This is a genomic window from Pseudoalteromonas sp. BSi20429, assembly GCF_000238895.1.
Lineage (GTDB): Bacteria > Pseudomonadota > Gammaproteobacteria > Enterobacterales > Alteromonadaceae > Pseudoalteromonas > Pseudoalteromonas arctica.
The window spans coordinates 1-26,493 of sequence record NZ_BADV01000045.1 but is presented as its reverse complement, the minus strand read 5'-3'; the positions used below and the strand labels follow the sequence as shown (position 1 = coordinate 26,493).

The 26,493-nt window shown below is 38.5% G+C and carries 21 protein-coding genes; 2 read left to right on the top strand and 19 right to left on the bottom strand.

Features of this window, described 5'->3' with window-relative positions; all coding sequences use genetic code 11:
• Nucleotides 1-10 precede the first annotated feature (10 nt).
• The 14 genes from P20429_RS10290 to rppH form a co-directional block, all read right to left on the bottom strand.
• A complete protein-coding gene (locus P20429_RS10290) occupies nucleotides 11-604 on the bottom strand; it encodes a FlgO family outer membrane protein (RefSeq protein ID WP_007583140.1) in 594 nt (197 codons plus the stop codon).
• 56 nt (nucleotides 605-660) lie between these two features.
• Nucleotides 661-1,290: an SPOR domain-containing protein gene (locus P20429_RS10295; RefSeq protein ID WP_007583139.1), complete on the bottom strand. Its 630-nt coding sequence runs from the start codon at nucleotides 1,288-1,290 to the stop codon at nucleotides 661-663.
• A 10-nt stretch (nucleotides 1,291-1,300) separates the two neighbouring features.
• Nucleotides 1,301-4,198: a hypothetical protein gene (locus P20429_RS10300; protein WP_139047184.1), complete on the bottom strand. Its 2,898-nt coding sequence runs from the start codon at nucleotides 4,196-4,198 to the stop codon at nucleotides 1,301-1,303.
• 34 nt (nucleotides 4,199-4,232) lie between these two features.
• The gene (locus tag P20429_RS10305) at nucleotides 4,233-5,063 is read right to left on the bottom strand and encodes a molecular chaperone (protein ID WP_007583137.1); all 831 of its coding nucleotides are present in this window, start codon (nucleotides 5,061-5,063) and stop codon (nucleotides 4,233-4,235) included.
• A 9-nt stretch (nucleotides 5,064-5,072) separates the two neighbouring features.
• On the bottom strand, nucleotides 5,073-5,555 hold the full coding sequence (locus tag P20429_RS10310) for a DUF4402 domain-containing protein (protein WP_007583135.1): 483 nt from the start codon (nucleotides 5,553-5,555) through the stop codon (nucleotides 5,073-5,075).
• A 3-nt stretch (nucleotides 5,556-5,558) separates the two neighbouring features.
• Entirely contained in the window at nucleotides 5,559-6,161 is a 603-nt protein-coding gene (locus P20429_RS10315; RefSeq protein ID WP_007583133.1) for a DUF4402 domain-containing protein, read from the bottom strand.
• A 115-nt stretch (nucleotides 6,162-6,276) separates the two neighbouring features.
• Nucleotides 6,277-6,831, bottom strand: a complete 555-nt coding sequence (locus tag P20429_RS10320) for an SPOR domain-containing protein (RefSeq protein ID WP_007583130.1) — start codon at nucleotides 6,829-6,831, stop codon at nucleotides 6,277-6,279.
• Between the two features lie 371 nt (nucleotides 6,832-7,202).
• A complete protein-coding gene (locus P20429_RS10325; protein ID WP_007583128.1) occupies nucleotides 7,203-7,838 on the bottom strand; it encodes an SPOR domain-containing protein in 636 nt (211 codons plus the stop codon).
• A gap of 389 nt (nucleotides 7,839-8,227) precedes the next feature.
• Nucleotides 8,228-9,106, bottom strand: a complete 879-nt coding sequence (gene galU, locus P20429_RS10330) for a UTP--glucose-1-phosphate uridylyltransferase GalU (protein WP_007583126.1) — start codon at nucleotides 9,104-9,106, stop codon at nucleotides 8,228-8,230.
• Between the two features lie 23 nt (nucleotides 9,107-9,129).
• Entirely contained in the window at nucleotides 9,130-9,981 is an 852-nt protein-coding gene (locus tag P20429_RS10335; RefSeq protein ID WP_007583124.1) for a thymidylate synthase, read from the bottom strand.
• A gap of 10 nt (nucleotides 9,982-9,991) precedes the next feature.
• Complete coding sequence (gene lgt / locus P20429_RS10340; RefSeq protein ID WP_007583122.1) at nucleotides 9,992-10,795, bottom strand: prolipoprotein diacylglyceryl transferase; 804 nt, start codon at nucleotides 10,793-10,795, stop codon at nucleotides 9,992-9,994.
• Between the two features lie 13 nt (nucleotides 10,796-10,808).
• Entirely contained in the window at nucleotides 10,809-11,618 is an 810-nt protein-coding gene (locus P20429_RS10345) for a sulfite exporter TauE/SafE family protein (RefSeq protein WP_007583120.1), read from the bottom strand.
• A 90-nt stretch (nucleotides 11,619-11,708) separates the two neighbouring features.
• Entirely contained in the window at nucleotides 11,709-13,973 is a 2,265-nt protein-coding gene (ptsP, locus tag P20429_RS10350) for a phosphoenolpyruvate--protein phosphotransferase (protein ID WP_007583118.1), read from the bottom strand.
• A 30-nt stretch (nucleotides 13,974-14,003) separates the two neighbouring features.
• Nucleotides 14,004-14,522: an RNA pyrophosphohydrolase gene (rppH, locus tag P20429_RS10355; RefSeq protein WP_002958704.1), complete on the bottom strand. Its 519-nt coding sequence runs from the start codon at nucleotides 14,520-14,522 to the stop codon at nucleotides 14,004-14,006.
• Between the two features lie 683 nt (nucleotides 14,523-15,205).
• Between rppH and mutH the strand changes: the two genes are divergently transcribed.
• On the top strand, nucleotides 15,206-15,877 hold the full coding sequence (gene mutH / locus P20429_RS10360; protein WP_007583114.1) for a DNA mismatch repair endonuclease MutH: 672 nt from the start codon (nucleotides 15,206-15,208) through the stop codon (nucleotides 15,875-15,877).
• Between the two features lie 191 nt (nucleotides 15,878-16,068).
• On the opposite strand, the gene eno is transcribed toward mutH, so the two are convergent.
• The 5 genes from eno to rlmD form a co-directional block, all read right to left on the bottom strand.
• Nucleotides 16,069-17,367, bottom strand: a complete 1,299-nt coding sequence (gene eno / locus P20429_RS10365) for a phosphopyruvate hydratase (protein ID WP_002958706.1) — start codon at nucleotides 17,365-17,367, stop codon at nucleotides 16,069-16,071.
• A gap of 112 nt (nucleotides 17,368-17,479) precedes the next feature.
• The gene (locus P20429_RS10370; RefSeq protein ID WP_033020682.1) at nucleotides 17,480-19,114 is read right to left on the bottom strand and encodes a CTP synthase; all 1,635 of its coding nucleotides are present in this window, start codon (nucleotides 19,112-19,114) and stop codon (nucleotides 17,480-17,482) included.
• A gap of 162 nt (nucleotides 19,115-19,276) precedes the next feature.
• Entirely contained in the window at nucleotides 19,277-20,074 is a 798-nt protein-coding gene (gene mazG / locus P20429_RS10375) for a nucleoside triphosphate pyrophosphohydrolase (protein ID WP_007583111.1), read from the bottom strand.
• A 2-nt stretch (nucleotides 20,075-20,076) separates the two neighbouring features.
• Complete coding sequence (gene relA / locus P20429_RS10380) at nucleotides 20,077-22,233, bottom strand: GTP diphosphokinase (RefSeq protein ID WP_007583109.1); 2,157 nt, start codon at nucleotides 22,231-22,233, stop codon at nucleotides 20,077-20,079.
• A gap of 8 nt (nucleotides 22,234-22,241) precedes the next feature.
• A complete protein-coding gene (rlmD, locus tag P20429_RS10385) occupies nucleotides 22,242-23,567 on the bottom strand; it encodes a 23S rRNA (uracil(1939)-C(5))-methyltransferase RlmD (protein ID WP_007583107.1) in 1,326 nt (441 codons plus the stop codon).
• Between the two features lie 109 nt (nucleotides 23,568-23,676).
• Here rlmD and barA point away from each other — a divergent pair, with 109 nt between their 5' ends.
• Nucleotides 23,677-26,451, top strand: a complete 2,775-nt coding sequence (gene barA, locus P20429_RS10390; protein ID WP_007583105.1) for a two-component sensor histidine kinase BarA — start codon at nucleotides 23,677-23,679, stop codon at nucleotides 26,449-26,451.
• Nucleotides 26,452-26,493 lie beyond the last annotated feature (42 nt).

Here is a 26,493-nt window from a genome sequence, read left to right as displayed (position 1 = left end):
GTGCTCCAAATTAGTATTCGCTTCGGTATAAAAGACCGTCACGCTGCTGAATTTTCTCATTGCCCCACATTACATTAATTGGGATCTCGGTACTTCCCGCAGAGAGCACCTGTTTATTTTCTATATTCACAAGTCGTGCATTAACTATGTATGCATGCTGCTGACGAGTCACTGTTCCTGTGATAACTAAGTCAATATTTTGGCGATTACGTAATTTACTTAAATCGCGACTTAAAATACTGTCTGAGTTTTCTGATAAAGAGAGGTTATTCCCAAGTCTGTACTCAACGGTGTGATAACCCAGTTGAGTAAATTGTGTAAGCAGACTTTCTTGGATCTGCTGACTTAAGCCTGAGGCTTGCCCTGTCACTAATTTTGTATCTAGTGCATCTGCATAAAAGAAGCTACTAACGCCAACACGTGCATTAGCATTTAATGCTCCGTTTAGGTGGTTAAGTTGCGACGTTAAATTAACTACATAATCATTAACCGTAAAAGGAGCCATGGCTGCTTTAGGTGCATCTGTAGGAACACTTGGTTCTGGCGGTGGCACCAAGTTACAAGCAGCTAAATTTAAAAATAATAAAGGCAGTAAAAGGCGCATAATTGCCATCCTCTTCAAAACATACTGAGGATAAAGCAATTTGTATGCCGACTTAGCTATTGTGCGCTAAAGGGCTGCTCTACGTAATAACTAACTAAACAATTTATATTTTGGCTCTTTAAATTTTGACAGTCAGCCATAGCGTTTTTTTTGTCTATGTATGCGCCTAGCTTTAAGCGGTTATACATAACTCCTTTTACATTTATTGTTTCAACATTCATCACAAAGTTATCGCCTAGTAAGCTAGGAAGCTTTTTCTGTAGTTGCCTAAAAGCTAAAGAGAGTTGTTCTTTTTGCGTTATTGAAAGCACTTGTAAAGCAAATCTGGGATTAACTGGTTTTGTTACTTGTAAATTGGATCGATTAATTGTGTTGGTATTAACTATTTCTGCTTTTATTACTGGTGCGTTTTTCTGCTCATTTTCTTTTGCAATTGTATTGAGTTGCAATATTAGTAAGCTTAAGTCTTCTTCAATAAGTAATAAACGCGCAAGTTCTGGCTTCATATTTTGCCACTGCTGGGAGCTCATTTTTAGAGTTTCAAGTTCTTGCTTTGTTATTTTTACGTAGCTTTTCTCGTCAGTTACGTTGGTCTGAGTAGCACTACCATCAATTGCTTTATTATTCGTACAACCATAACTTAGCAACATTGCACTGATTAAAAATATACATTGAACTCTTTTCATCCTAATTCCTTTAATGGAGTATTTTATGTGTTTCAACAACACACTTTAATCCTTGCGCTTTTACTGAGTCGCATACAGAAATAAGCTCTGGCGAACTGTTTGTTGCGTACGCTAGGGCTAAAATAAATTTATTTTTAGCTTTATCATGCATATAAAAAGCTTCTTGCTGCTCTATTCGTGGTGCTATTAAACGGTAATAAATTTTTAAGATATTTAACGAACTAAAACTTCCTGCATTGGCAATGCTTCCAGTTGTTGCACTGAGCGCCTTCAACGTTAAATCAACGCCCATTACTACATCTCCTTGAGGCGATAAATTAACTGTTATATTTTGAGTGTTTTTTAGCTGCTTGCGTTGTTTATATTCATCATCAATTACTGCTTTATACTGCCCCGGTTTAAGGTCTGTAAATAAGTAATAGCCATCATATGCTGCTTGAGTTTGTGCAACTTGATCCCCTTTTTCATTCAACAGCGCTATATTTGCAAAGGGTTGGATCTGTGTTGTATCACCTTTTTGTTGATAAACAACTCCCTCCACTTCACTGGCATTATTTAATGCGAAGTCCATATACTCTACAAAACCAGCCCTTGGGGTAATAGAAAAACCCTCATTAGCTGGTATTAAAAACGGATCTTCAAAACTATTTCTATCAAGTATTATATCTGTTGTACGATTTGCTGGCATTGAAGTTAATAGCGCAACGCCGTGTTCGTCTGTAATTGCTTGACGATAATTGTGAACGCCTTTTACTTTTACGCCGGCAACGCCGTGCTCATCATCATCCATAATACCGTTATTATTTTGATCTAAAAATACGCGTAACATTAAGCTACCCGTGTTAGTTAAGCTGCGCTTAGAGACAAAATATGTATTGTGTTCAACATCAAACCCTAAGCTAAAACGACTATAAATACCGAGCCGCCAATCATCGTTACTGTTGTAGTTTAAGTTACTCGTTAAACTAAACTTGTCGCTTTGCCAATTGAGCCCTAATTCGGCCGATTGAATATTATTACGAAGTGAATCAGTTAAAGTAAGTTCCGCTTGTAAATCTCGGCCCAAGTTGCGGCTAAACTCAGCCTCGTAACTAACAAGCTCACTTACTGGCGATATACTATAATCTATACCAAACCTTGTGTAGGTTCTCCCAAAGCGCTTTTGAAAACGTGTTGTTCCAAAAGTACTCTTAGAGCTATCGTCTTGTTGCCACAGTAATTGGTTACTTAGTGCAAATCCTGAGTATGAGTAGTTGAACTGGTTGCGTACTTGTTTAAAACGCCCTCTAATATCACTATCGTCATATAGGACGTTATTTTGATAAGAAAGGCGTCCATAGATATTATTCATTAGCCCACCAGCTAAATTTATTTGGTAGCTGTTAAAATCTTGCTGCTGTTCGTCGGTACGATTTGTAGCGCTAAAAAGTAGTGATTGTTCGGCAATTTGAGTTCGGGCTGTAAATTCAAATTCTTGTTCATTGTTATTATTTTTTTCAACATTCGCATTTAATAATAATCGGTCAAACAAGCTTATATTGGTACCAAATGCATACTTAAGTAGATCGTCATCTGTATTTTTTTGACCTGATGTAGCCGTGTATAAAGATATATTATCTGTAAGCCCTTGCTCATATCTACCCGCAATTTGCCAACCCTGCCCCTGCGAGCTTGAAACATTGTTATTTAGTAACTGCTTGCCTTGTTCAGTAACCGACAATTCATAGTTACCTTGCCCCTGCTTAAGTTGATTTCCGTCCACAAAGTAATAATCACTTTTACGCTCAACTTGACCTTGAGGCCCATAAAAAATAAGCTCAAAATTATTAGCTCCGAATAATAGGTTTATATTATCAAAAATATAACGCCCATCTGCGAGGCTAAGCTGCTGGTCTATTAATATTTCATTACGATACAGCTCTACATCCCAACCTGGCTGTATAGCACCGCTTAAGTTAATTTGATTATTGACTATTTTTCTATTGGTTACATTATTAGAAACTTTAACACCACGGGCATACTGACTACTGTAGCTATTACCCACTTGCGTGGCGATAACATCACCAAAAGATATTTCAGTAGGTATGAAGCTGTTTTTTATTTCTTTGTCTAAGTTTTGCTTTGTAAACGTTAACCTAGAGTTGGTAAGTAAGTCAGTACTTCGTCCAGACAAAAAATACTCTGCAGATAAATACGCAAAGTCTTGAGTGCCTAAAAGTGAATAGTTCGTAGAATGTCTATCATCGCTCGCGGTAAAATTTAGTTGTAAGTCGGCAACCGGAGAAGATAGCGCTTTATATGGGCTAGCTTTCCATGGCAGCGTAGGTGGCGATCTTTTGTTAGGTGATTTAAGGTTGCGCGACTGTCTGTATCTTTGTTGTTCAACCGGTAAGGGGCTCTCTGAGCTTATAAGTAATTCTAAATCTGGGTAATCAATATTAAACTCTAGATTTAAAGCATTATGTAAACTTTGAATATCTACATAAATATCATCTTCAATGGTAATTTGATTTTTTGCTAATAAGTAGCTCTGTGTAGGACTAGTAAATACAGCGGGTGTAACCGCTGCATTTAGAAAAAGAGGTTGTTGATTTGCTCCAACACCTTGAGCAATTCGATTGCTAGCATCAACATTCATTGCAAATTGTAGAATATCAAATAAGTCGCTTAAACTAACTTGTACACTTTGCTCGCTTTTAATTGCTGCAACTTCACCTAAGTAGTATGAGTTTAAATAAAGCGAAAGTATTAATAACTCGCCTGTGGCGATTCGCTGTTGCTGATTTTCTTTGTTTTTATAATCAATTACTTCAACGGGCTTAGTTAGCTTTAGTTCAATTGCGCGTAGTGTTGTTAAAGCATCCCCCACGGAAGAATTAGGATTAGCTATTACACTATTACTAAGCAAACTACTTATGCTTAGTAATAGTGCATACAATAAATTATTTAGCGTCATTCACTGTTAAAGCATTAAGTGATTGTGAGGTTAAAGGCAGAGTGTATTGTGCAAATGTAAGGTCTTTATATTCTTGACTGCCTTCATATTTAAAAATGACTTTTCCTGCTTTATCTAAATTTTTGTCACTAAATAAACTAAGGGTTACAAACGCATTATCTACTTCTGGATAAATACTTAAATTACCAATTTCTGCAATTTTAACTTGCTCGTTATTACTATCAACAAAGTAAGCACTTAATTTACCGTAGCTACTAAACTTACCTTCTCGTTTTATATTCAATAAAAACTGAGGACGTTGATTGCTTTCATTTAGCACTAGCTTAGCTTGCTCTATGGCAACTTCTGGCTGTTTCATGTCTTTGCGTAACAAAATAGGAATGCTGTAGCTCATAATCATATTAACTTTTATTGAGCTTGTTTTATTAGTATTTTCACCAGGCAATGCTTGAAATAGAAGATGAGAGCGGTACTCACCAGAAGCTAGACCTTTAGGTTTACGTATTGCTATTTTTACTGTTTGTTTTTCACCAGGTGCTAAACGCATTTGTTTTGGTGACAAACGTGCCATTGAACTTAAACTTTCGCTTGTAGCCTCTGCCAACTGTATGTAGCCACCGCTAGGTTGCGCTTGCTTCTCACTCCATAAAACACGATATGTTTGATATTCATCCCCCGTATTAATTACGGTAACTTTAGCGGTTCGTTGACGTTCATCAAAACTAATACGGGTTGGAGAGATAAGTAAATTTGCGTATGCATTTTTTCCTAAAATACATACACTCAGTGCGAGCAGCACTACAACTTTATAAAGCATGTTTTTCCTTTAGTAATCAATCGTAATTTCTAATTGGGTGTCAGTAATAAAACTACCATCTAAGTAACTTTGGCTAGTCCCTGTCGTTATTAAACGGCCACCTACTTTGAGTAAAAGCTCTCCAAATTCATCGCTAGTTTGCGTTCTTGGTAAATCCACTAATACAACCGAAAACTTAGCACTATTAGCTCCAAGTACTTCACTTTGCAATGTAGAATCACTCGTTTTGTTAAACGATATTTGAGTAAGGGGAGGTAAATCGGTAAATAAAAGTTCTGCGGGATTACCCTCAGTTAATACGTAAATATTACCAAATGTGGTTGTTTCACCTTCATGGCTAATGGTTATAGAACTTAAAGTATTATTTTGAGGGATAACTAAAGTGCCAAAATTAAGCGCTTCTTGTTGTATGCTTGCGCTATAGGCTTGCTCGCTAAACATTAACGAAAGCCAAGCAGAAACATACAAAAAGCGCATTGTTTGTTTAAACACTAATTAATATGACACTTCAATATTAAAGCTACCAGAATACTCACCATCAGGGTAATCCACACTTGATGCGTTTGATGAAGTAGAAAGAGTCGCGCCTATATTAAATGATACAGCGCCATCAACACCAGCTTGTAGGTTGGGAGTACCCTGCGTATAAAGCGCTCCTGCATTTGTTCCGCTCGTTATAAAGTAAGTCCAAGCATCTACAGTAAAATCAGGTTCATTTAAGCCTTGGCCAGCTAAGGGTAGTATTAAAGTATTTACTGGGTCGCTAATGGTTAAAATAGAGTTTGGTACTACATCTGACACACTAAAAGCCCCCGCTTCACCACCTTCAATTATTGAGATACTCGCAGCGTTACCAGTTGGATTCTCTTTTGAAGTAACAGGGCTCGCAGCTGGATCAGGACTAACTGTCAGCGTTGCTTGTTCGGCGCCTAATGGATCTGAAATAGCACGAATAGTACCAAAATTTAAATCGTTATCTTTTGTGAGTACTACAGCATTTTGTACCGTTACTTTCGCTTCAAATGATTCTGTAGCAGCATAAGTGCTAAACGAGCTGACCACGGTGGTTACAGCTAATGCAGATAAATAAAACTTCATGCTAAATCCTTATAAGAAAATGGGCTTTATCAAATATTTGCCCAACTATAGTTAGTATCGACTATTAGTACAAATACTTTAATACTATATAAGTTTAAAAGGCCTAATTTATTAATTATATTGGTTTTCCGACAAAAGCAGCAATATTACATACTTGATCAAGCTGATTAGCTAAATAACAAAACGCACTTACTTGAGCATCGTTTTTAAATGGACCTACACGTAATCCATATAAAGTCATATTATTATTTTTACGTTCAAACATAGTAAAATTAAATTGAGTAAATGCACTGGGGTATAATTGCTTAAGCCTTTCGACTCTTGCTTTAACAAGCTCTGGCTTTAAATACCAACCAAGCTGTGCTCCAATTTTAGTTTCATCTGTTAAGGTGAGTTCTGAATTTTGTAAGTTTGGTGTTTTTACTTCGGGAGTGTTATTTAGTGCCGTCGGTTCCAAATTCTGTGAAGGCTGATTACCATAGGTGATATCGGTTTTACTTTGCATGAGTAAAGGCGGGTTTTCAGTTAATTCACTTTGAGACGATAACGCCATAATTAATAGCTGTAAATCATCTTCCATAGCAGTTAAACGACCAATGCTTTCTTGCTGTAAGTGCCACTGCGAAACATACTCTTTTACTTGTTTATCAGTTATTAAAGAATGCTGCACGCTCTCGTTATTTACAGTTGCGCTGCTACATCCATATAAATAAAAAGATAAGAATAAAACTGATATTAAATGACAAGACTTAAAATACCGCATTGCAAAATGCACTCTACTAACCAAGATAATAAATCAAAGCAAATTTTGCGCCACTTTATAGCAACTTTTTAATTAAGTAGTCTATTTTGAAGTAAGAAAAGCCATATCGATAATAAGGCAAAATTTCATCATTTAGTTGGTATCACTAATTGCTGCTGCATTGCTCTACCTCCTGCATTCATGCAGTCGTAGATCAAAAATTATTAGCAAAGTTAGCGTCAGGTCTAATCCTTCAAATTGATTAAGTATTATTGCAGATTGATATTACATACTGTGAGCTAAAGCCTTACTGGCTTATCGGTATAGTTACTTACTATGCAATCGAGTTTGTACAACTTGAATACGTCACAGTCTGCTTTTGCATTTTTAAAGTTTTGGTAAGAGCCAAGTTTTAGCCTGTAAAACATTTTGTCGTTTATTTTGGCGGTTTCTACGTTAGTCAATATTTTGTCTCTAAACAACGGCGCTGCTTTAGTATTTAGCTCTTGCCATGCTTTAGCCACACCTTGCTCTGAGTCAACCGAAGCTACCTGTAAAGCAAATACATGTTTAGGTTTATTTAATTTTACAGTTTGTTTTTTATTACTGTAATTTTGTTTAACTTGTTGGCGTGATTTAACATTACGTGTGTTTCGTGGTGAGCGTACAGACTTGCTGCTATACCCTTGATTAGACTGCGCAATAGCTTTGCTGTTTATAATATCAATATGATTTACGAGGTAAGTTATTTCTTTTTCTAATCTTAAAATTCGCTCTATGCCTTCACGAGCTTGTTGCCACTGCATTGCGGCATCTTTTAGCTGTGCAAGTTCAAGGGCTGTAATTGATACGTAGTCAGGCGAGTTACTTTGAGGTTGTTCATCAATGGTTTTTATTTCAGGCGAGACGCTGCATGCTGTACCAAATAAAAGCATTAGCAAGCTAAGTAAAAGCTCAATGTTATTTTTTTATATATAAACATGTATTAGTTGTCCTGAAAGCAGTGTTTTTACACTACATTTCAGTTAAACATTCTCACAAGAAAGCGTTTAACTTTATTTAAGCTGTGAGCTATAAAACATAGCTCTTCGCATGCTTGTCAGTATTTCGTAAAACACAACGTTGCATACTCCATCCCTTCCTTGAGAGCATTATTTAATACAAATTCAATGCCAATTAACACAAACTTTACAACATAAATAACAATATGTCTGTAATGACTTAAAAACTTTTATTTTAGAGCTATTCCTTTTCTTACTTCTATCCTAATAAAACTCATAAAAAAAGGCGCCGATATAGGCGCCTTTCATGTTTTTGTTAACTGTTAAATCAGTTTTTTGATAAATGATTTTAATTCATCGGCAAATTCATCGCGACGAAGTGCAAACTCAATCGTTGCTTTTAAGTAACCAATTTTACTTCCACAATCGTGGCTACGGCCTTTTATTGCGTATGCATCTACTTTTTCGTGTTCCATTAACATCGCAATTGCGTCAGTTAATTGAATTTCGTCGCCTGCACCTTGCGGAGTTTTTGCAAGTAACGGCCAGATATTTTCGCTTAATACGTATCGACCCACTACAGCTAAGTTTGATGGAGCTTCATCTACTGGCGGCTTTTCTACCATATTAAGAATTGGCGAGCTTTCACCTTGCTTTAAGTCAACATCACCTAAATCAACCACACCAAACTGGTTCACTTGTGCCATTGGTACTGGTTCTACCATAATTTGGCTGTGCTTAGTTTTCTCAAAGTTAGCGATCATTTCTGCTAAGTTATCTTTTTTAAGATCGCTCTCTACATCGTCGATAATTACATCTGGTAAAATAACTACAAACGGTTCGTTACCAATAATAGGCGCTGCACAACTAATAGCATGGCCTAAGCCTTTTGCTTCACCTTGGCGTACGTGAATAATGGTTACGTCTTTAGGGCAGATTGCTTGCACTTCGGCAAGTAATTGCCGCTTAACACGCTTTTCTAAAGTAGCTTCTAGTTCAAAGCTCGTATCGAAGTGATTTTCGATTGAATTTTTACTTGAGTGCGTTACTAACACTATTTCTTTAATTCCTGCAGCAACGGCTTCGTTTACTACATATTGAATTAAAGGACGGTCTACCACTGGAAGCATTTCTTTAGGAATTGCTTTAGTGGCTGGTAACATACGAGTACCAAGGCCCGCTACTGGGATCACTGCTTTCATTTTATGTTTTCCTTAATCTTTTATTATACTGAAAATGGATATTGAATCGCTTCATGGCATTGATAGCCTGTTACTTCAAAGTCGTCTCGTGTTACCCACGTTTCTATGTCTTCTAATGATTTAATTTTTGGATTAATTTTTAACTGAGGTGATTCAAATGGCTCACGCGTTAACTGCACGTCTCGCATCAGTTCAAGTTGGTTTTCGTAAATATGTGCATTAGCAATTTTGTGGTACGCCTTACCCGCTTTGTGGCCGGTAATTTGAGCCACTAACGCAAGCAACACAAAACACTGAATTTGATTGAAATTAAGGCCAAGCGGTACATCACAGCTTCGCTGGTATGACGTTAAATATAGCGTATCGCCAAGTAAGGAGAAAGTGTGCGTATGCATACACGGGCGCAAACAACCAAGCTCAAACTCACCTGGATTATAAAACGTGATTATTTCACCACGGTCATCAATGCCATTTTTTAAGTTATTAATAACTTTGGAAAGCTGATCAAGCGTTGAGCCATCTGGACGTTGCCAACCACGGCCTTGTACGCCATAAACACGCCCCATGTCATCCTCACCTTTACGGTTAGGGTTATTGAGCCATGCGTTGTTATCGTTCGCGTTGGCATCCCATGTTTTACAGCCAATCTCACGAAACTGCTCAGCGCTGTCGTAACCGCGTAAATATCCTAGTAACTCAGCAATCGCTGCTTTGTAGTAACTTTTGCGCGTCGTGATCATTGGAAACTTATTATTAGCCACATCGTATTCTAAATCGGCATTAATAACGGTTAAACAACGCGTACCTGTACGTTTGTTTTCGACCCACTGACCTTCGTCAACAATACGCTGACATAATTTTAAATATTGTTTCATGTTTTTCTTATTATGCCTTAGCTGTTTTAACGTGTTGTGGTTGCTTATATGCCCAAATTAATAAACCTAAACCACCCACTATCATAGGTAACGAAAGTATTTGTCCCATTGAAATAAAGTCGGCAAATAAACCGAGTTGTGCATCGGGTTGGCGGAAATATTCAATACAGAATCTAAACACGCCGTAACCTAATAAAAATACACCGGCTACGCTGCCTGCTGGACGTGGTTTTTTAATAAACCATTGCAGGATTAAAAACAGCACTAAGCCTTCAAAAAATGCTTCGTATAATTGCGATGGGTGGCGCGCAAGCGGACCGCCCGTTGGAAATACCATTGCCCATGGCACGTCGGTAACTCGGCCCCATAACTCACCGTTTATAAAGTTACCAATACGCCCTGCTAAAAGCCCTACAGGAACAAGTGGTGCAACAAAGTCGCCTACTTGAAGCAGTGACTTTTTACGCGTCCACGAAAAAATTGCGACGGCGGTTATAACGCCAAGTGTTCCACCATGGAACGACATACCGCCCTGATCTATCCTAAATAAATACAGTGGGTTTTCTATAAAATAACTAAACTGGTAAAACAATACGTAGCCAATACGCCCACCTAGTATTACCCCTAACATGCCGTAAAACAGTAAATCGCTTACTTGGTCTTTAGTCCAACCCGAATTTGGCTTTGACGCTTGACGATTAGCAAACCACATCGCAAATGCAAAACCTATTAAGTACATTAAGCCATACCAACGTACGCTTAGCGGTCCAACAGAAAAAATAATTGGATCAATTTGAGGAAACTCAAGTGCCATAAAAAATAAACCTTTAGCTAAAAACCATTTTAATTGCGATAACTACAAGCAGCACCGCGAAAACTTTCTTAATTGTATTAACAGGTAAATAGTGAGTTGCTTTGGCGCCAATGGGCGCAACAAACCACGAGGTAATAACAATCCCAAATAATGCAGGTAAATAAACAAACCCGGCAAAACCATGCTCTAAATCGGTAACATGCCAGCCTGCGCTGATGTAACCAATAGAGCCAAATAATGCAATAACAATTCCGCACGCTGCCGCGCAGCCAATTGCTTTTTTTATATCAACCGAAAAATAATTAAGCATCGGTACTATTAAAGCTCCGCCGCCAATCCCTATTAAACCTGATAACCCGCCCATTATTGCAGAAACGCCCCCTAAAATAGGACCTGCCGGCAACGGTTTTTCTGACATCGGTTTATTACGCGCGGAGAGCACCATTCTTGCTGCAATAAATACAACACTTATAGCAAACACTGTACGTAATATTTGTTCAGGGATTAAACTTGCTGCAAAGCCACTAATAAGTGCACCTAAAGCCACACCCGACATAACCCACGGGGCGATTGCCCAAGGCACATTATCATTTTTATGATGAGCCAGCGCTGAAGACGTTGAAGTAAATAAAATAGAAGCGAGTGAGGTTGCAATAGCAATTACTAATACATGATCAGCCGACGTTACATTAAATGAGAGTAGCAGAGTGGTTAGTACTGGAACGATAATTAAACCGCCGCCAATGCCTAGTAACCCAGCTAAAAACCCAACAATACAGCCTAGTAGTGCGCAGCTTGCGACTAACAAACCTAAGTCATACATAGTAATCTCAAATACCCTTTTAAGGTTTATATATTAAAGGATTATAAAACTAATAGCATCTGTGTATTGCAATTAATTAGGTGTACAAGCTTATTTTGGGGTGTAAAACAAATCACCTAATTTATGCTCTAGCATAAAGCTTCGCGTTAAACGTAGTACTTGTTTGGCTGTGGATTGCGCTAAACATTCACTTAGTAGTTGTTCCATGTCACTGACATTTAAACGCCTAAGTACCCACTTCACTTTATTAAGCGATGATAAATTCATACTCAGGCGTCTGTAACCCATGGCAATAAGTAAAATAGCTCCTTCAGGATCGCCGCCTAGTTCACCACACAAACTAAATGGCAGTTCATATTGCTCACATTCGTGCGCCACTTTATTTAGTACTCTTAGTACACCTGGGTGATAAGGGTTAAAAAGTTCGGCTACACGTGCATTAGCCCTGTCTACTGCTAATAAATACTGTGTTAAATCGTTACTGCCTACTGAGCAAAAATCGACTTTTTTTGACCACTCTGGAAGCATAAATACACTTGAAGGTACTTCCAGCATTATTCCTATGTCGGGTCTTTCTATGGTTTGCTCTGGGTATTTTTCACTTAACTCAAAATAAGCCTGTTCAAATAACGCGAGTGACTCATCAACTTCTTCAGTGCCACTGATCATAGGGAGCATTATTTTTAAATTACCCAAACCAATATTTGCTTTAAGCATCGCTTTTAGTTGATCTAAAAATAACTCTGGATGATCAAGGCTAATACGAATACCACGCCAACCTAAAAATGGGTTTTCTTCGGTAATATTAAAGTAATCAAGTACCTTATCACCCCCAATATCCAATGTACGCATAACCACAGGATTAGGATGATAGCTAGTTAGTACTTCTCGGTACCAATTTTCTTGCTCTGATTGCGAAGGAAACTGACCCTTTTGCATAAACCACGCTTCGGTTCGATAAAGCCCCACACCGTCACAAATATGCGCGCTACTTTGCTCAGTATTAAGCTCAAGGCCTGCGTTTAATAATAAGCTAACATGTTCACCGTCAAGCGTAATTGATTCTGAGTCTTGCTCAGCTAAAAAGCGGTTATTAAGTAGGTTATCTTGATGCTGTAACTCTGTGTATTCGTCCATCAGCATTTGTGAAGGCGATATATATAAACGCCCAGCAAATGCATCTAAAATCATCGGTTTGCCATTAAACTGCAGTAGAGGTAAATCCTCTATACCCCAAATAGCAGGAATGCCCATCGCACGCGTTAATATAGAAGCATGGCTATTTGCAGAGCCATTTACGCTTACAACGCCTGTTAAGTGACCTTTTGGCACCTCAGCAAGCATGGCGGGCGTTAAGGTATTAGCAATTAAAATAGTGTTGGCCGGATAATTTTTAACAGCGTGCTCGGTATTTACAAGGTGGTGTAATACGCGAAGACCAATGTCTTTAACGTCAACAGCACGCTCTTTTATATAAGGGTCTTGCATGGCATTAAATTGAGATATTAAACGCTCTATTACAATTTTTAGGGCGCTTTTAGCACACCAGCCTTCTTGTAATTGCATTTCAACATTATGCCCTAAACTTTTAGCATCAAGCAGTTGTTGATACACATCAAATACCGCAAGAGCTTCGTGCGGAATAGAATCGCTTAGCGTCATCGATAGGGTATTAAATTCTTTGCGCGTTGCAGCTACAGCTTGAGTAAACAAACGCCGCTGCTCAGTGACGTCACTGTCTTTTAAAAGCTCAATAGATTTAAAATCAAGTTTTGGTAATACAACAAATGCTTGTCCTATACCTATTCCTGGCGCGCTCGATACACCTTTTAAAACAGACGTTTGATGAGATGATTCATCTTGGCGTAGTATTTCTTTAATTTCAGCATGCGCTAACTGTGAAGCAAGTTGAGCAGAAAGTGTTATTAAAAAAGACTCTTCGTCTTGGCTAAATACACGTGCCATTTTTTGTTGGACAACAATAACGCCCAGTACTTTTTTTTGATGAACAACGGGTACAGATAAAAAAGCGTTGTAGCCTTCTTCGTTTACTTCGGGGGAGAGCTTAAAACGAGGATGCGATTTAGCAAATGCAATATTAATAGGTTCTTCGCGTTGCGCTACTAGGCCAACTAAACCTTCGGTAAAACCAATTCTAAACTTACCTACCGCATCGGGGTTTAGCCCTTCGGTTGCCATAAGTACAAAATTGTCCTGGCTGTAATCTGCAAAATAAATGGAGCAGCACTGGGTTTTCATGGCATCTTTAACCATTTGCACAAAGCACACTAATGCGCTGTCTAAATTCGCTTGTCGCGATACAGACTCCGCAATAGATCTCAGTGTAGCCAGCATGTCCTGCTCCTTTATTTTATTCTGAATTAACTACCTTTTACTTCGCCAATGATCTTTATGTTGTTCTCTCTTATTAAAAGGCATGGCGAAAGGAGCAAACTCTTTCATTACACGTCGATAAACATCCCGTTTAAACGATACAACCTGTCTTACAGGATACCAATAACTTACCCAGCGCCAATCATCAAATTCAGGATGATGGGTTTTAAGTAAATTTACATCTTCGTCTTTACAGCGTAATTTTAGTAAAAACCATTTTTGTTTTTGCCCAATACACACCGGACTAGAGTCTCGGCGGATTAATCGTTTGGGTAATTTATAGCGTAACCAATGTTTTGAGCTTGCGACTATTTCTACATCTTCTGGTCGCAACCCTACTTCTTCGTGTAATTCACGGTACATGGTTTGTTCTGCAGTTTCGCCATCATCAACACCACCTTGGGGAAATTGCCAAGAGTGTTGACCATAACGTCTGGCCCAAAAAACCTGTCCCTGATTATTGCAAATCACAATTCCGACATTGGCACGAAAACCTTCGGCATCAATCACCTTAGTGCCTCATTTGTAAGTCGATTTTTAATGATTGTTCCACATTAGCCGCAATACGGCAAATACTATTATACCCAACCCGATTAGTAAGCTAAGTTTGAGCTTTTAGTACATTGATAAATTATGGAGAGTGGGTAAATATTTGGAAAATAACTTAACAAGGCTATTGCGGTTCTTGTTTTCCTCTAGTTACTCACAGTTTGTGCATAACTTTTGTAAAACACGCTCATTTTGCAAACAAATCCACAATATTAGATCTAAAAACTTGGCTTCTCCACAGATTCTGTGGATAAACATGTTCATATAGTTGTATTTATCCTTACAACTTTTAAATTGCTTAATCAAAACTGAATGTACAACATTAAAAAAACCAACTGAGTCAGTAACTTAAAGTAAAGCAGCTTAATTTCAATATGTTCAAAATTAACCCAAACAACAAGCGAGCAAAAAACACACAACTCTAGTGATATCCACGGCTTAGCCTATTTGCTATCATGGCTATGATATTTATACAACCAAAATTAAGAATACTAATTACGTTGCATTGATATTTATAATCGCAATAAAAAGTAGCTCAATAACAAAAAACTATCATATGCAGTTTCTCCGCATAAGTAATTTCAACGTAGTTAGTGAGTTGTTAAACCTCTATAATATTCATATTTTAATAAAATTGGCATGACATGCGACCTACAAAACCACACTCAATAAACGATTTAATGCAACGCGTTAATAATATTGCCGGATTAACTCTAGGGCAGCTTGCTAACAAGTATAATTTTAAAACGCCAGATGATTTACTGCGCGAGAAAGGTTGGACTGGTCAGTTAATTGAATATGTATTAGGTGCTACTGCGGGCTCAAAACCACTTCCGGATTTTGAAGATTTAGGAATTGAGCTAAAAACACTCCCCATTTCTTATAAAGGTAAGCCACTGGAAACTACGTTTGTATCGGTTACACCTTTAATGAACGTGACGGGAATGACGTGGCATACCAGCTCTGTGCGTAAAAAACTAAATCATGTTTTATGGCTGCCAATTTTAAGCGAACGTGATATTGCCCCGTTTGATAGAACCATCGGCAGCGGCTTTTTGTGGCAACCCACGTTTGAACAAGACGCTTTATTACAACGCGACTGGGAAGAGCAAATGGAGCTAATTGCACTAGGTAGAGTCGACGAAATATCAGGCCATTTAGGCGATGCGATGCAAATACGCCCTAAAGCTGCTCATAGTAAAATAGTGACTGATGCTATTGGTCCAAATGGGCAAATAATTAAAACCCTACCCCGTGGCTTTTACTTAAAAACCGGTTTTACAGGTGATATTTTAAAACAGCAGTTTCAGCTTTAACTGTGTTATAAAATATTAATTGTTGAGCCATTTTTGTGGGTACCCTCTTTTCGCACTGCGTGCGCGCGTCAGCAAGCTTAACGCTACAACTTATTCTCATCTCTGTGAAAAAGTATCAGGCATAAAAAATCCCCGCTTATGCGAGGATTTTATCATCTAAAATTAAAAATTAGATTCTATATAAAATAGAATTACTGACCTTTAACTTCTTTAAGACCGTTGTACGGTGCTTTATCACCTAATTGCTCTTCAATACGTAGCAATTGGTTGTACTTTGCAACACGGTCAGAACGGCTCAATGAACCTGTTTTAATTTGACCTGCAGCAGTACCAACAGCTAAATCAGCAATTGTTGAATCTTCAGTTTCACCAGAACGGTGAGAAATAACAACAGTAAAACCAGCATCTTTAGCCATTTTTATTGCAGCTAAAGTTTCAGTTAAAGAACCGATTTGGTTAAACTTAATTAAGATTGAGTTAGCAATACCGTTGTCGATACCACGTTTTAAAATCTTAGTATTTGTTACAAATAAATCATCACCTACTAATTGGATTTTATCACCCATTAGTTTAGTTTGATGTGCAAAGCCATCCCAATCTGACTCATCAAGACCATCTTCAATAGAAACGATTGGGTACTGATTAGTAAGATCTTGTAAGAAGAAGTTAAATTCTTCAGAAGTGAATTTTTTGCCTTCACCCTTAAGGTCGTAGATGTTTGCTTCTTTGTCGTAAAACTCAGATGCAGCACAATCCATCGCTAAAGTAATATCTTTACCTAGCTCGTAACCTGCGTTTGCAACAGCCACTTTGATTGCAGCAAGAGCCGCTTCGTTAGATGCAAGGTTAGGTGCAAAACCACCTTCATCGCCAACCGCTGTTGAGTGACCATCAGCTTTAAGCACTTTAGCAAGGCTGTGGAATACTTCAGCGCCCATACGTAGGCCTTCGCGGAAGTTTTTAGCGCCAACAGGTTGGATCATGAATTCTTGAATATCTACAGAGTTATCTGCGTGCTCACCACCATTGATGATGTTCATCATTGGAAGTGGCATAGAGTAAACACCTGGTGTGCCATTTAAGTCAGCAATATGTTCATAAAGCTCAACTTTTTTAGACTGTGCAGCTGCTTTCGCAGTTGCTAATGATACAGCTAAGATTGCGTTTGCACCTAATTTTTCTTTATTTTCGGTACCATCTAAATCTAGCATCACTTTATCAACAGCGTTTTGATCTAATGCATTTTGACCAGCTAAAGCATCAGCAATTTCTTTATTAATATAACCAACTGCTTTTAATACGCCTTTACCTAAGTAACGTGATTTATCACCGTCGCGTAACTCTAATGCTTCACGAGTACCAGTAGATGCGCCTGAAGGTGCTGCTGCACGACCCCAAGAACCATCTGCTAAATGTACGTCTGCTTCAACAGTTGGGTTACCACGCGAGTCCATAATTTCGCGACCGATTACTTTTACGATTTCTGACATCTTGATTCCTCTATATTCCCAAAATGGTGAGTTCAGCTAACTTTACTACGTTTTATATAGCTTAGTCAGCCCTTAAAACAAAAAAGCCGTGCAATATGCACGGCTTTTAAAATTACGAATTCGCTTTTTGGTGGATGTGCGCAGCTGCTACAAACCCTTCAAATAACGGATGACCATCACGTGGCGTTGACGTGAATTCCGGGTGGAACTGCGCGGCAATAAACCATGGGTGATCTTTATTTTCGATAATTTCTACCAGTTTTTTATCTTCTGATAAACCAGTAAAGCTTAAGCCTGCTTTTTCAAGTATTTCTACGAAGTTATTATTTACTTCGTAGCGATGACGATGACGTTCAACAATTTCGTCGCTGCCATATACTCCATGTACTTTAGAACCAGGCGTTAAATGACATTTTTGTGCGCCTAAACGCATAGTGCCACCTAAATCAGATTTTTCGCTACGTGTTTCAACATTACCTTCAGCATCTAGCCATTCAGTAATTAAGCCAACTACCGGTGCTTCTGAATTTGCATTAAATTCTGTAGAGTTTGCATCCGTTAAACCTGCAACATTACGTGCATATTCAATTAATGCTACTTGCATCCCTAAACAAATACCTAAGTATGGTACTTTATTTTCACGTGCATATTTAGCTGCTAAAATTTTACCTTCAACACCACGTCCGCCAAATCCACCCGGTACTAAAATAGCATCTAAGTGTGAAAGTAATTCAACACCTTTGCTTTCTAAGTCTTGTGAATCTACGTATTCAATGTTGATTGTTAGGCGGTTTTTAAGACCCGCATGCTTTAATGCTTCGTTAACCGATTTGTACGCATCTGGTAATTCAATATATTTACCAACCATACCAATGGTCACTTCACCCGTTGGGTTAGACTCTTGATAAAGTACTTGTTCCCACTCAGCTAAATCAGCTTCTGGTGGATCTAAGTGAAAACGACGACATACAAAGTTATCTAATTCTTGTGTTTTTAATAACGCAGGAATTTTATAAATGCTGTCTACATCTGGTAGTGAAATAACCGCTTTTTCTTCTACGTTTGTGAATAATGAGATTTTTGCACGCTCATTATTAGGTAGTTTACGGTCTGAACGACAAATAAGAATATCTGGTTGAATACCTACTGAGCGTAACTCTTTAACAGAGTGCTGAGTTGGTTTCGTTTTAACTTCACCGGCAGGGCCTAAAAATGGCACTAGCGTTAAGTGAATAAATAGCGCGCGTTCGCGGCCAATTTCAGTTCCCATCTGACGAATTGCTTCAATAAACGGTTGTGATTCAATATCACCTACAGTGCCGCCAATTTCTACAATAGCAATATCATAACCTTCAGCACCGTCGTATACACGTTGCTTAATATCGTTAGTGATATGTGGAATAACCTGAATAGTAGCACCTAGGTATTCACCACGGCGCTCACGACGTAATACGTCTTCATATACACGGCCTTGTGTGAAGTTATTACGACTAGTCATTTTGGTACGGATAAAACGCTCGTAGTGACCTAAATCAAGGTCAGTTTCTGCGCCGTCTTCTGTAACGTAAACTTCACCGTGTTGAATTGGGCTCATTGTGCCTGGGTCAACGTTGATGTAAGGATCCAGCTTTAAAATGGTAACATTTAAACCACGGGCTTCTAAAATAGCGGCCAGTGAAGCTGCGGCAATACCTTTACCCAACGAAGAAACAACTCCGCCAGTAACGAAGATAAATTTTGTACTCATGCGAACCCTAGAATATCAGGAATTAAAAGGAATATAACACCCAAAGAAGAGCCTAAGGGTATATCATCAAGACGGGGCGAAATTGTACCAAAACACTGCTTATCAATCCAGCTAAAATTAGCTAATACGCGCACAAAAAATGTGCACTATTTAACATTAAGCCTATTTTACTTTTTTAATCGCATCCCACGCACTATCCATCTCTTCAAAGGTTGCTGTATCTAAGCTTTTACCTTGCACATGCAAATAGGCGTTTACCTTTTCAAAACGCGCTGAAAACTTATCATTAGCGCTACGAAGCAGTTGTTCGGGATCTCGTTTAACATGACGTACAACATTAACCGTGGCAAAAAGTAAGTCGCCGAGCTCTTCCGCTGTATGATCAGATAGCGGGTCTTGCTCAATCGCTTCTTTTACTTCTAGCACTTCTTCACTCACTTTATCTAGTGCACCATGATACGTTGGCCAATCAAAGCCAAGGGAAGCCACGCGTTGTTGAATTTTTTTGGCTTTACTTAAGCTTGGCATATTGCCAGGGATATCTTGCCAAAAAGAAGGGGATTCGGTTTGCGCTTTAGCACTTCGCTCCTGTGCTTTGATTGCTTGCCACTGCTGCGATAATTGAGCGTCTGTTAGCTCTTTTTTTTCACCAAACACATGCGGGTGACGACGGGTAAGCTTATCGTTTAATTGCTCTACTAGATCATTAAAATCAAATAGATTTTGCTCTTGTGCAAGTTGCGCATAAAAAACTATTTGAAATAGCAAATCACCCAATTCACCTTTAAGCTCATCTAAGTTGCCTGATTCAATACAGTCGGCAACTTCGTACGCTTCTTCTAGCGTATGCGGCACAATAGATTTAAAATCTTGTTTGAGATCCCACGGGCAACCGCCCTTGGGATCTCGCAGTGTTTTCATTATGCTAAGAAGTTGTGTAAGCGCTGCATTATCATTCATGATTAATGACCACGCTTGGCATCGTGTACACCTTCAATTTGGTGTAACTTAGAAAGAACACGGTTAGTACCCGATAAGTCATGTACTTCTATTTGCATCGTAAATATAGCTAACTGATTATCTTCAACCGTATTTACGTTCATATTTAAAACATTTACTTTTTCGTTAGCAAGTACTGAGCTTATATCGCGTATTAGCCCAGAACGATCGGTTGCTTCTATTTTAATACTTAGTGCGTACGAGCCGTTGATATCTTCAGACCAACTTACCGAAATAACACGCTCTGGATGCTGATTTTTTAAGTTATTAAACGAATCACAGTCTTCCTTATGAACACCTATCCCTCGACCTTGCGTTATATAACCTATTATTTCATCGCCAGGGACAGGACGACAGCATTTTGCTACATGGCTCATTAAGCTACCAACGCCATCAACCACTATGCCGTTTTTGTCACCGGTTACTTTGCTAGGCGCTTTAATACGAATAACCGGTTCATCTTCTGTCCGATCACTTACAAAGTTAAGCATTTGATTGAGGCGTACATCGCCCGCACCAATTGCAACCATTAAGTCATCAAGTTCTTTAAAATTAAAACGCTTGATGGCTGGCTCTAAATCTTTGTATGTTAAATTAAGCTTTTGTAATTCACTGTCGAGAATTTCTTTCCCCGCACTTAAGTTTTTGTCGCGGTCGAGCTGTTTAAACCAGTGATGAATTTTGGCTCTAGCGCGCGATGACTTAATGTATCCTAATGACGGGTTTAACCAATCACGACTTGGATTTGGTTGTTTTTGGGTCAGTATTTCTACCTGATCCCCAGTTGTAAGTTGATGCGTGAACGGCACTATTTTGCCGAAAATTTTTGCGCCAATACAACGATGCCCTACATTTGAGTGAATGTAGTAAGCAAAATCAAGTGGTGTAGCGCCAAGTGGTAAATCGATAATATCGCCGCTTGGGGTAAATATGTATACGCGGTCTTCTACTACTTGGTTTTTAAGCTCTTCTGCTAAATCGCCACCATCAACCACTTCTTCTTGCCATTGAAGTAACTTACGCAACCAGCTAATTTTTTGCTCATAACCCGAGCCGCGTCCCGGTAATGCACCTTCTTTGTACATCCAGTGTGCAGCCACACCCAACTCAGCATCTTGATGCATATCGCTGGTACGAATTTGTATTTCTACTGTTTTACCTTCAGGCCCAAATACTACGGTATGGATTGACTGATAGCCGTTTTGTTTTGGGGTTGCTACATAGTCGTCAAACTCTTTATTAAGATGACGCCAATTGGTGTGCACAATACCCAGCGCTCCATAACAATCTTGTAGGCGTTCAACAACGATACGCATTGCACGAATATCAAAAAGCTGATCAAACTCGTAGTTTTTTTGCTGCATTTTTTTATAAATGCTGTAAATGTGCTTGGGGCGGCCATAAACTTGGGCCTCTATGCCCGCTTCACTTAAACGGTTTTTTACTTGCTCAACCATATCTTCCATATAGGCTTCGCGCGTAAGACGTTTGTCGTCAAGTTGTTTGGCTATGCTTTTATAGGTGCCTGGGTGCAAATATCTAAACGATAAATCTTCCAGTTCCCACTTTAATTGCCCTATTCCTAATCTGTTTGCCAATGGTGCAAAAATATCAGCCGTTTCTTTAGCGGCAATGACGCGGTCTTCTTCATCCGCATTTTTTACATTACGTAAATGACATACCTGCTCGGCAAGCTTAATGACCACGGCGCGCACATCTTCAACCATGGTTAATAACATTTTTCGAATATTATCAACTTGCATAGTTCCTTTACCTTGATGCGATAAAGTACTAATAGTGGCCATTTGTGCAACCCCAGTTAACAGCATGGCTATATTACTACCAAGCTGCTCTTCTATGGTTTCTAGTGATATTAAATCGTTTAAAAAATACGGGGTTAAATACGCAGTAGCTAACGATTCGGGGTCGAGATTTAGCTCAGCTAAAATTTCAACCATTTCGATTGCAGTAGTTTGCCTGCTTTCATTATCACATTTTACGCAGAGCGCTTGCGCTTTAGTAAGTAGCTCTGTTTTTTCTTCAGACAAGGCAAGAAATGAAAGCCGAGTGCTAAAATCTGTTGTCTCATCTTGTTGATGTGATTGTCGTGTAGCTACCATAATGCGTTCTACCTCCGTTGAAATAACGCCATAGTTTCAATATGCCCTGTATGAGGGAACATATTCATTAGCCCAATTTTATTAAGATCAAAGCCAGCTTGTGAAATAATTGCGCTGTCACGGGCTAAAGTAACAGGGTCACAAGAGACATATAAAATAGTTTTAAACTGCTTTAAAGATAATTGCTCTAATACAGCCATTGCACCAGTCCTAGATGGATCGAGTACAAGCACATCTAAGTTTTTACTAAACCATGGGGCGCTCTGTATGCTTTGCGTTAAATCAAAGCAATGAAACTGCGCATTGGTAATAGAGTTAGTTTGCGCATTTTGAGCAGCCATTGCAACCGCTGAAGTCACACCTTCTACGCCAATTACAGATTTTGCTTGTTTTGCCAACACTAATGAGAAATTACCAATGCCACAAAATAAATCCAATAAATTTTCATCACCTTTTAAATCAAGCCAATTTGCGGCTTGCTTTAACATAGCTTCGTTAACTTGCGCATTTACCTGAATAAAATTACCTAAACCAAATTCAAATTTTAGATCAAACTCTTTAAGATAATAAAACGGCATGGCTAAGTGTGAATGCTCAATTACATCGCTCTCGCTTTGCCATACAACTTCAAACTGTTGGCTTTTTGTTATGTGCTCAACCAAAGCCTTTGTATCATCGTTAATTGCTTTAGTGTGACGAATAACAACAAAGTTTTTCTCATCACTTTGGCATAACTGTAAATGGCTTATACTGTGCAGCGCTTTGTGTTGATTAATTAAACCATCAAAAAGTGTAAAAACATCTGCAAATGCTTCATCAAGTACTGCACATTTATTAATACTGACAATATTTTTTGAACCACTGGCTCTGTAACCCACACGCATTTTTTTTGCTGCTTTATCAAACATAACGGCTATGCGAGCGCTGCGCCTGTAATGCACAGACTTACTTAATAATGGAGCTTGCCAGTTTAAGCTGTTTAATTTAGCAAACTTACTAAATAGCTGAGTAACTGCAGTTTGTTTTTCTACAACTTGTTGGCTTACTTCTAAATGCTGTAATTGGCAGCCACCACACTGATTATAGTGCTCACAAAAAGCGTCTACTCTTGATTCACTCGCTTTAATAACTTTAATTACTTTTGCACTGCTGTATTTAGCTTTATCTTCGACGAGCATTGCTTTAACTGTTTCATTTGGTAATGCACCGCTTACAAAGCATACTTTATTATTATGCTTAGCAATGCCACGCCCTTGATGATCCATTCCCGTTATATTTAATTCTAATGTTTGTTGCTTAAGCGGTTTTTTTTTCGCTTTAAAAATTTGCGCCATTAGGCATTACCTTCAGTTTATTTATGAAGCACCTATATTTAGATGCTTTAGAATGCGTGTTGAACCGTATATACTCAAATCATACTAATAACGATAAAACGCTCCCATTATGACCAAATTAGGCTTACGCGATTCTGTTTTAACACTGACCCTGATCCCAACGGTGATCATAGGATTACTACTTGGTGGCTATTTTACAATAAATCGTTACATTGAGCTTGATGAAATTTTATATCAGCAAGGTACTACTATTTCTGAGCCCCTTGCTATTGCGCTTGAGCAACCCATGCTCGAAAAAAACAAACAGCTATTGAATCGCCTTATAAGCTACACACATAACAAGCACTCCCCTACAATTAAGTCGATTGCAATTTTTGATAAAAATAATGCGCTATTAATGACGAGTAATTATCACCGCTCATTTGAAAAGTTAATTAATCAAAAGACGCTCATAAATTTAAAAACGACCCACGTGCAAAAGTCAGATGAGCTTGTTACATTCTTCACGCCCATTATTAACCATACAAGTCACGACTCTAAATGGGACCCATCTGCTTTTCAGTCATCTTTGGGCACCGTTATTATACAGCTAAACAAAGACCAAGCGGTTATAGGGCAGCAACGTGCTTTATTAATTAGCGGTATTGTAATTATTTTATCATTGGTGTTTGCAGCAATTTTAGCTTTAAGGTTAAGCCGCATGTTTATGACGCCGCTTAATAAGTTAGTACTTGCAACCGACAAGTTAGTCGAAGGTAAAAGAAGTACTGGCCTTAACGACAACATGATAGGTGAATTTGAGCTATTGCGAGAAGGCTTAAATACCATTGCTCACACTATGGTGATGCAAAAAGATGAAATGCAAAAAAATATTGATCAAGCAACTAGCGACTACCGTGAAACACTAGAGCAATACGAAACTTCAAATATAGAACTCTCGTTTGCAAAAAAAGAAGCTCAAGATGCTAACCGCGTAAAATCAGACTTTTTAGCTAAAATGAGTCACGAACTTCGTACTCCGTTAAATGGTGTTATTGGATTTACACGCCAGCTTTATAAAACACCACTAAACAAGCATCAAAAAGATTATCTCGACACTATTATGCTATCAGCAAATAGTTTAATGACTATTATTAGCGACATTCTAGATTTCTCCAAACTAGAAGCGGGTGCAATGGAACTTGAGTCGATTCAGTTTCAACTTCGTGATGCTGTAAATGAAGTGATGACGCTACTCGCTCCTAGCGCACACGATAAGCAATTAGAGCTATCCATTTACATTAACCAACAAGTACCAGATGACTTAACGGGCGATCCCACTCGCTTTAAACAAGTGCTGATAAACCTATTAAGTAATGCGATTAAATTTACTGAAAAAGGCTCCATTAAGGTCGACATAAGCCATCGGTTACTCGACGACGAACGCACCTCTTTACTTGTGTCAGTAACAGATACTGGCGTGGGTATACCTATGGATAAGCAAGACTCTTTATTTACTCCATTTGGGCAAGCAGACTCAAGCATTACACGTAAGTTTGGTGGTACAGGTCTTGGCCTCATTATTACTAAGCATATTGTTGAAGCGATGAATGGCCGCATAACATTAAACTCTGCACCAGGTAACGGTACCTGTTTTACATTCAATAGTGTGTTTAGTTTGCCCAATCATGTATTTACTAACGACTTACCGACTAAATCGCTCATTGGTAAACGTATTTTGTATTTAGAGCCACACGAGCATACACATCACGCTGTACTTTCGTTATTGACTCAATGGGAATCAAGCGTAACGGCATGTTTTAACGAGACTAGCTTTTTAGACGCTATAAAAAATACTGAACATAAATATGATGTTTGCTTAATTGGCCATATGGCATCAGTTGATGATATGCAGCAACTAAAAAGCTATGTAAAAGCCGTGCGTGAATCTACTGATTACTTATATTTAATGCTTAATACTGTATCGCACAATATGCGAGAAGCCTTTATAGGCAGCGGTGCTGATGCGTGTTTAAGTAAACCACTTAATCACCGTAAGTTATGTGAAGTACTTGCTGCACCTTACAGGCTTGACCACCCTACTCATAATATTGAACAAAACGATCAAGCTTTGCTGCCGTTAAAAGTATTAGTTGTTGATGATAACGATGCCAACTTAAAACTTCTCCATACTTTATTAAGTGAACAGATTGAAGTAATAGAAACGGCACATAATGGTTCACAAGCATACAGCTTAAGTAAAAGTCATAAATACGACATAATTTTTATGGATATTCAGATGCCAATTATGGACGGTATAACCGCATGCAAGCTTATACAAGAATCATCACTTAATGAAGATACACCCATTATAGCTGTAACGGCACACGCCCTTCAAAGCGAAAAAGAGCAATTACTAAAAGATGGCTTTAAAGGCTATTTAACTAAGCCTATTGATGAAGATATGCTTAAACAAATTATTAGCGATCATAGTCCACAGACCCCGGTTAATCGCGATAAAGCTAAAACAGATACACCACAAAGCCCGGCTCCATTTCAAAGTAGTCGAATTGATTGGGCACAAGCCCTGCAGCGTGCTGGAGGAAAGAGCGAGTTAGCGCTAGAGATGCTTAATATGCTACTTCTAAGCGTCCCTGAAACTCTTACATTGCTTGCTAAAGCGATAGAGAGTAATGATTGTCAGCAAGTCCTAAGTATTGTCCACAAGTTTCATGGCGCATGTTGTTACACTGGTGTACCAAAACTTAAATCACTCGCAGAAACAATTGAAACATCACTTAAAAATAAATGCTTGTTAGAGAATATTGAACCTGAATTATTTGAGTTACAGGACGAGCTTGAAAACTTACTTGCTGATGCAAGCGTAACTGAGCTACAAAGATAAGCTTTGAATTTTAGATACAAAAAAACGCGCGCGATTAACCGT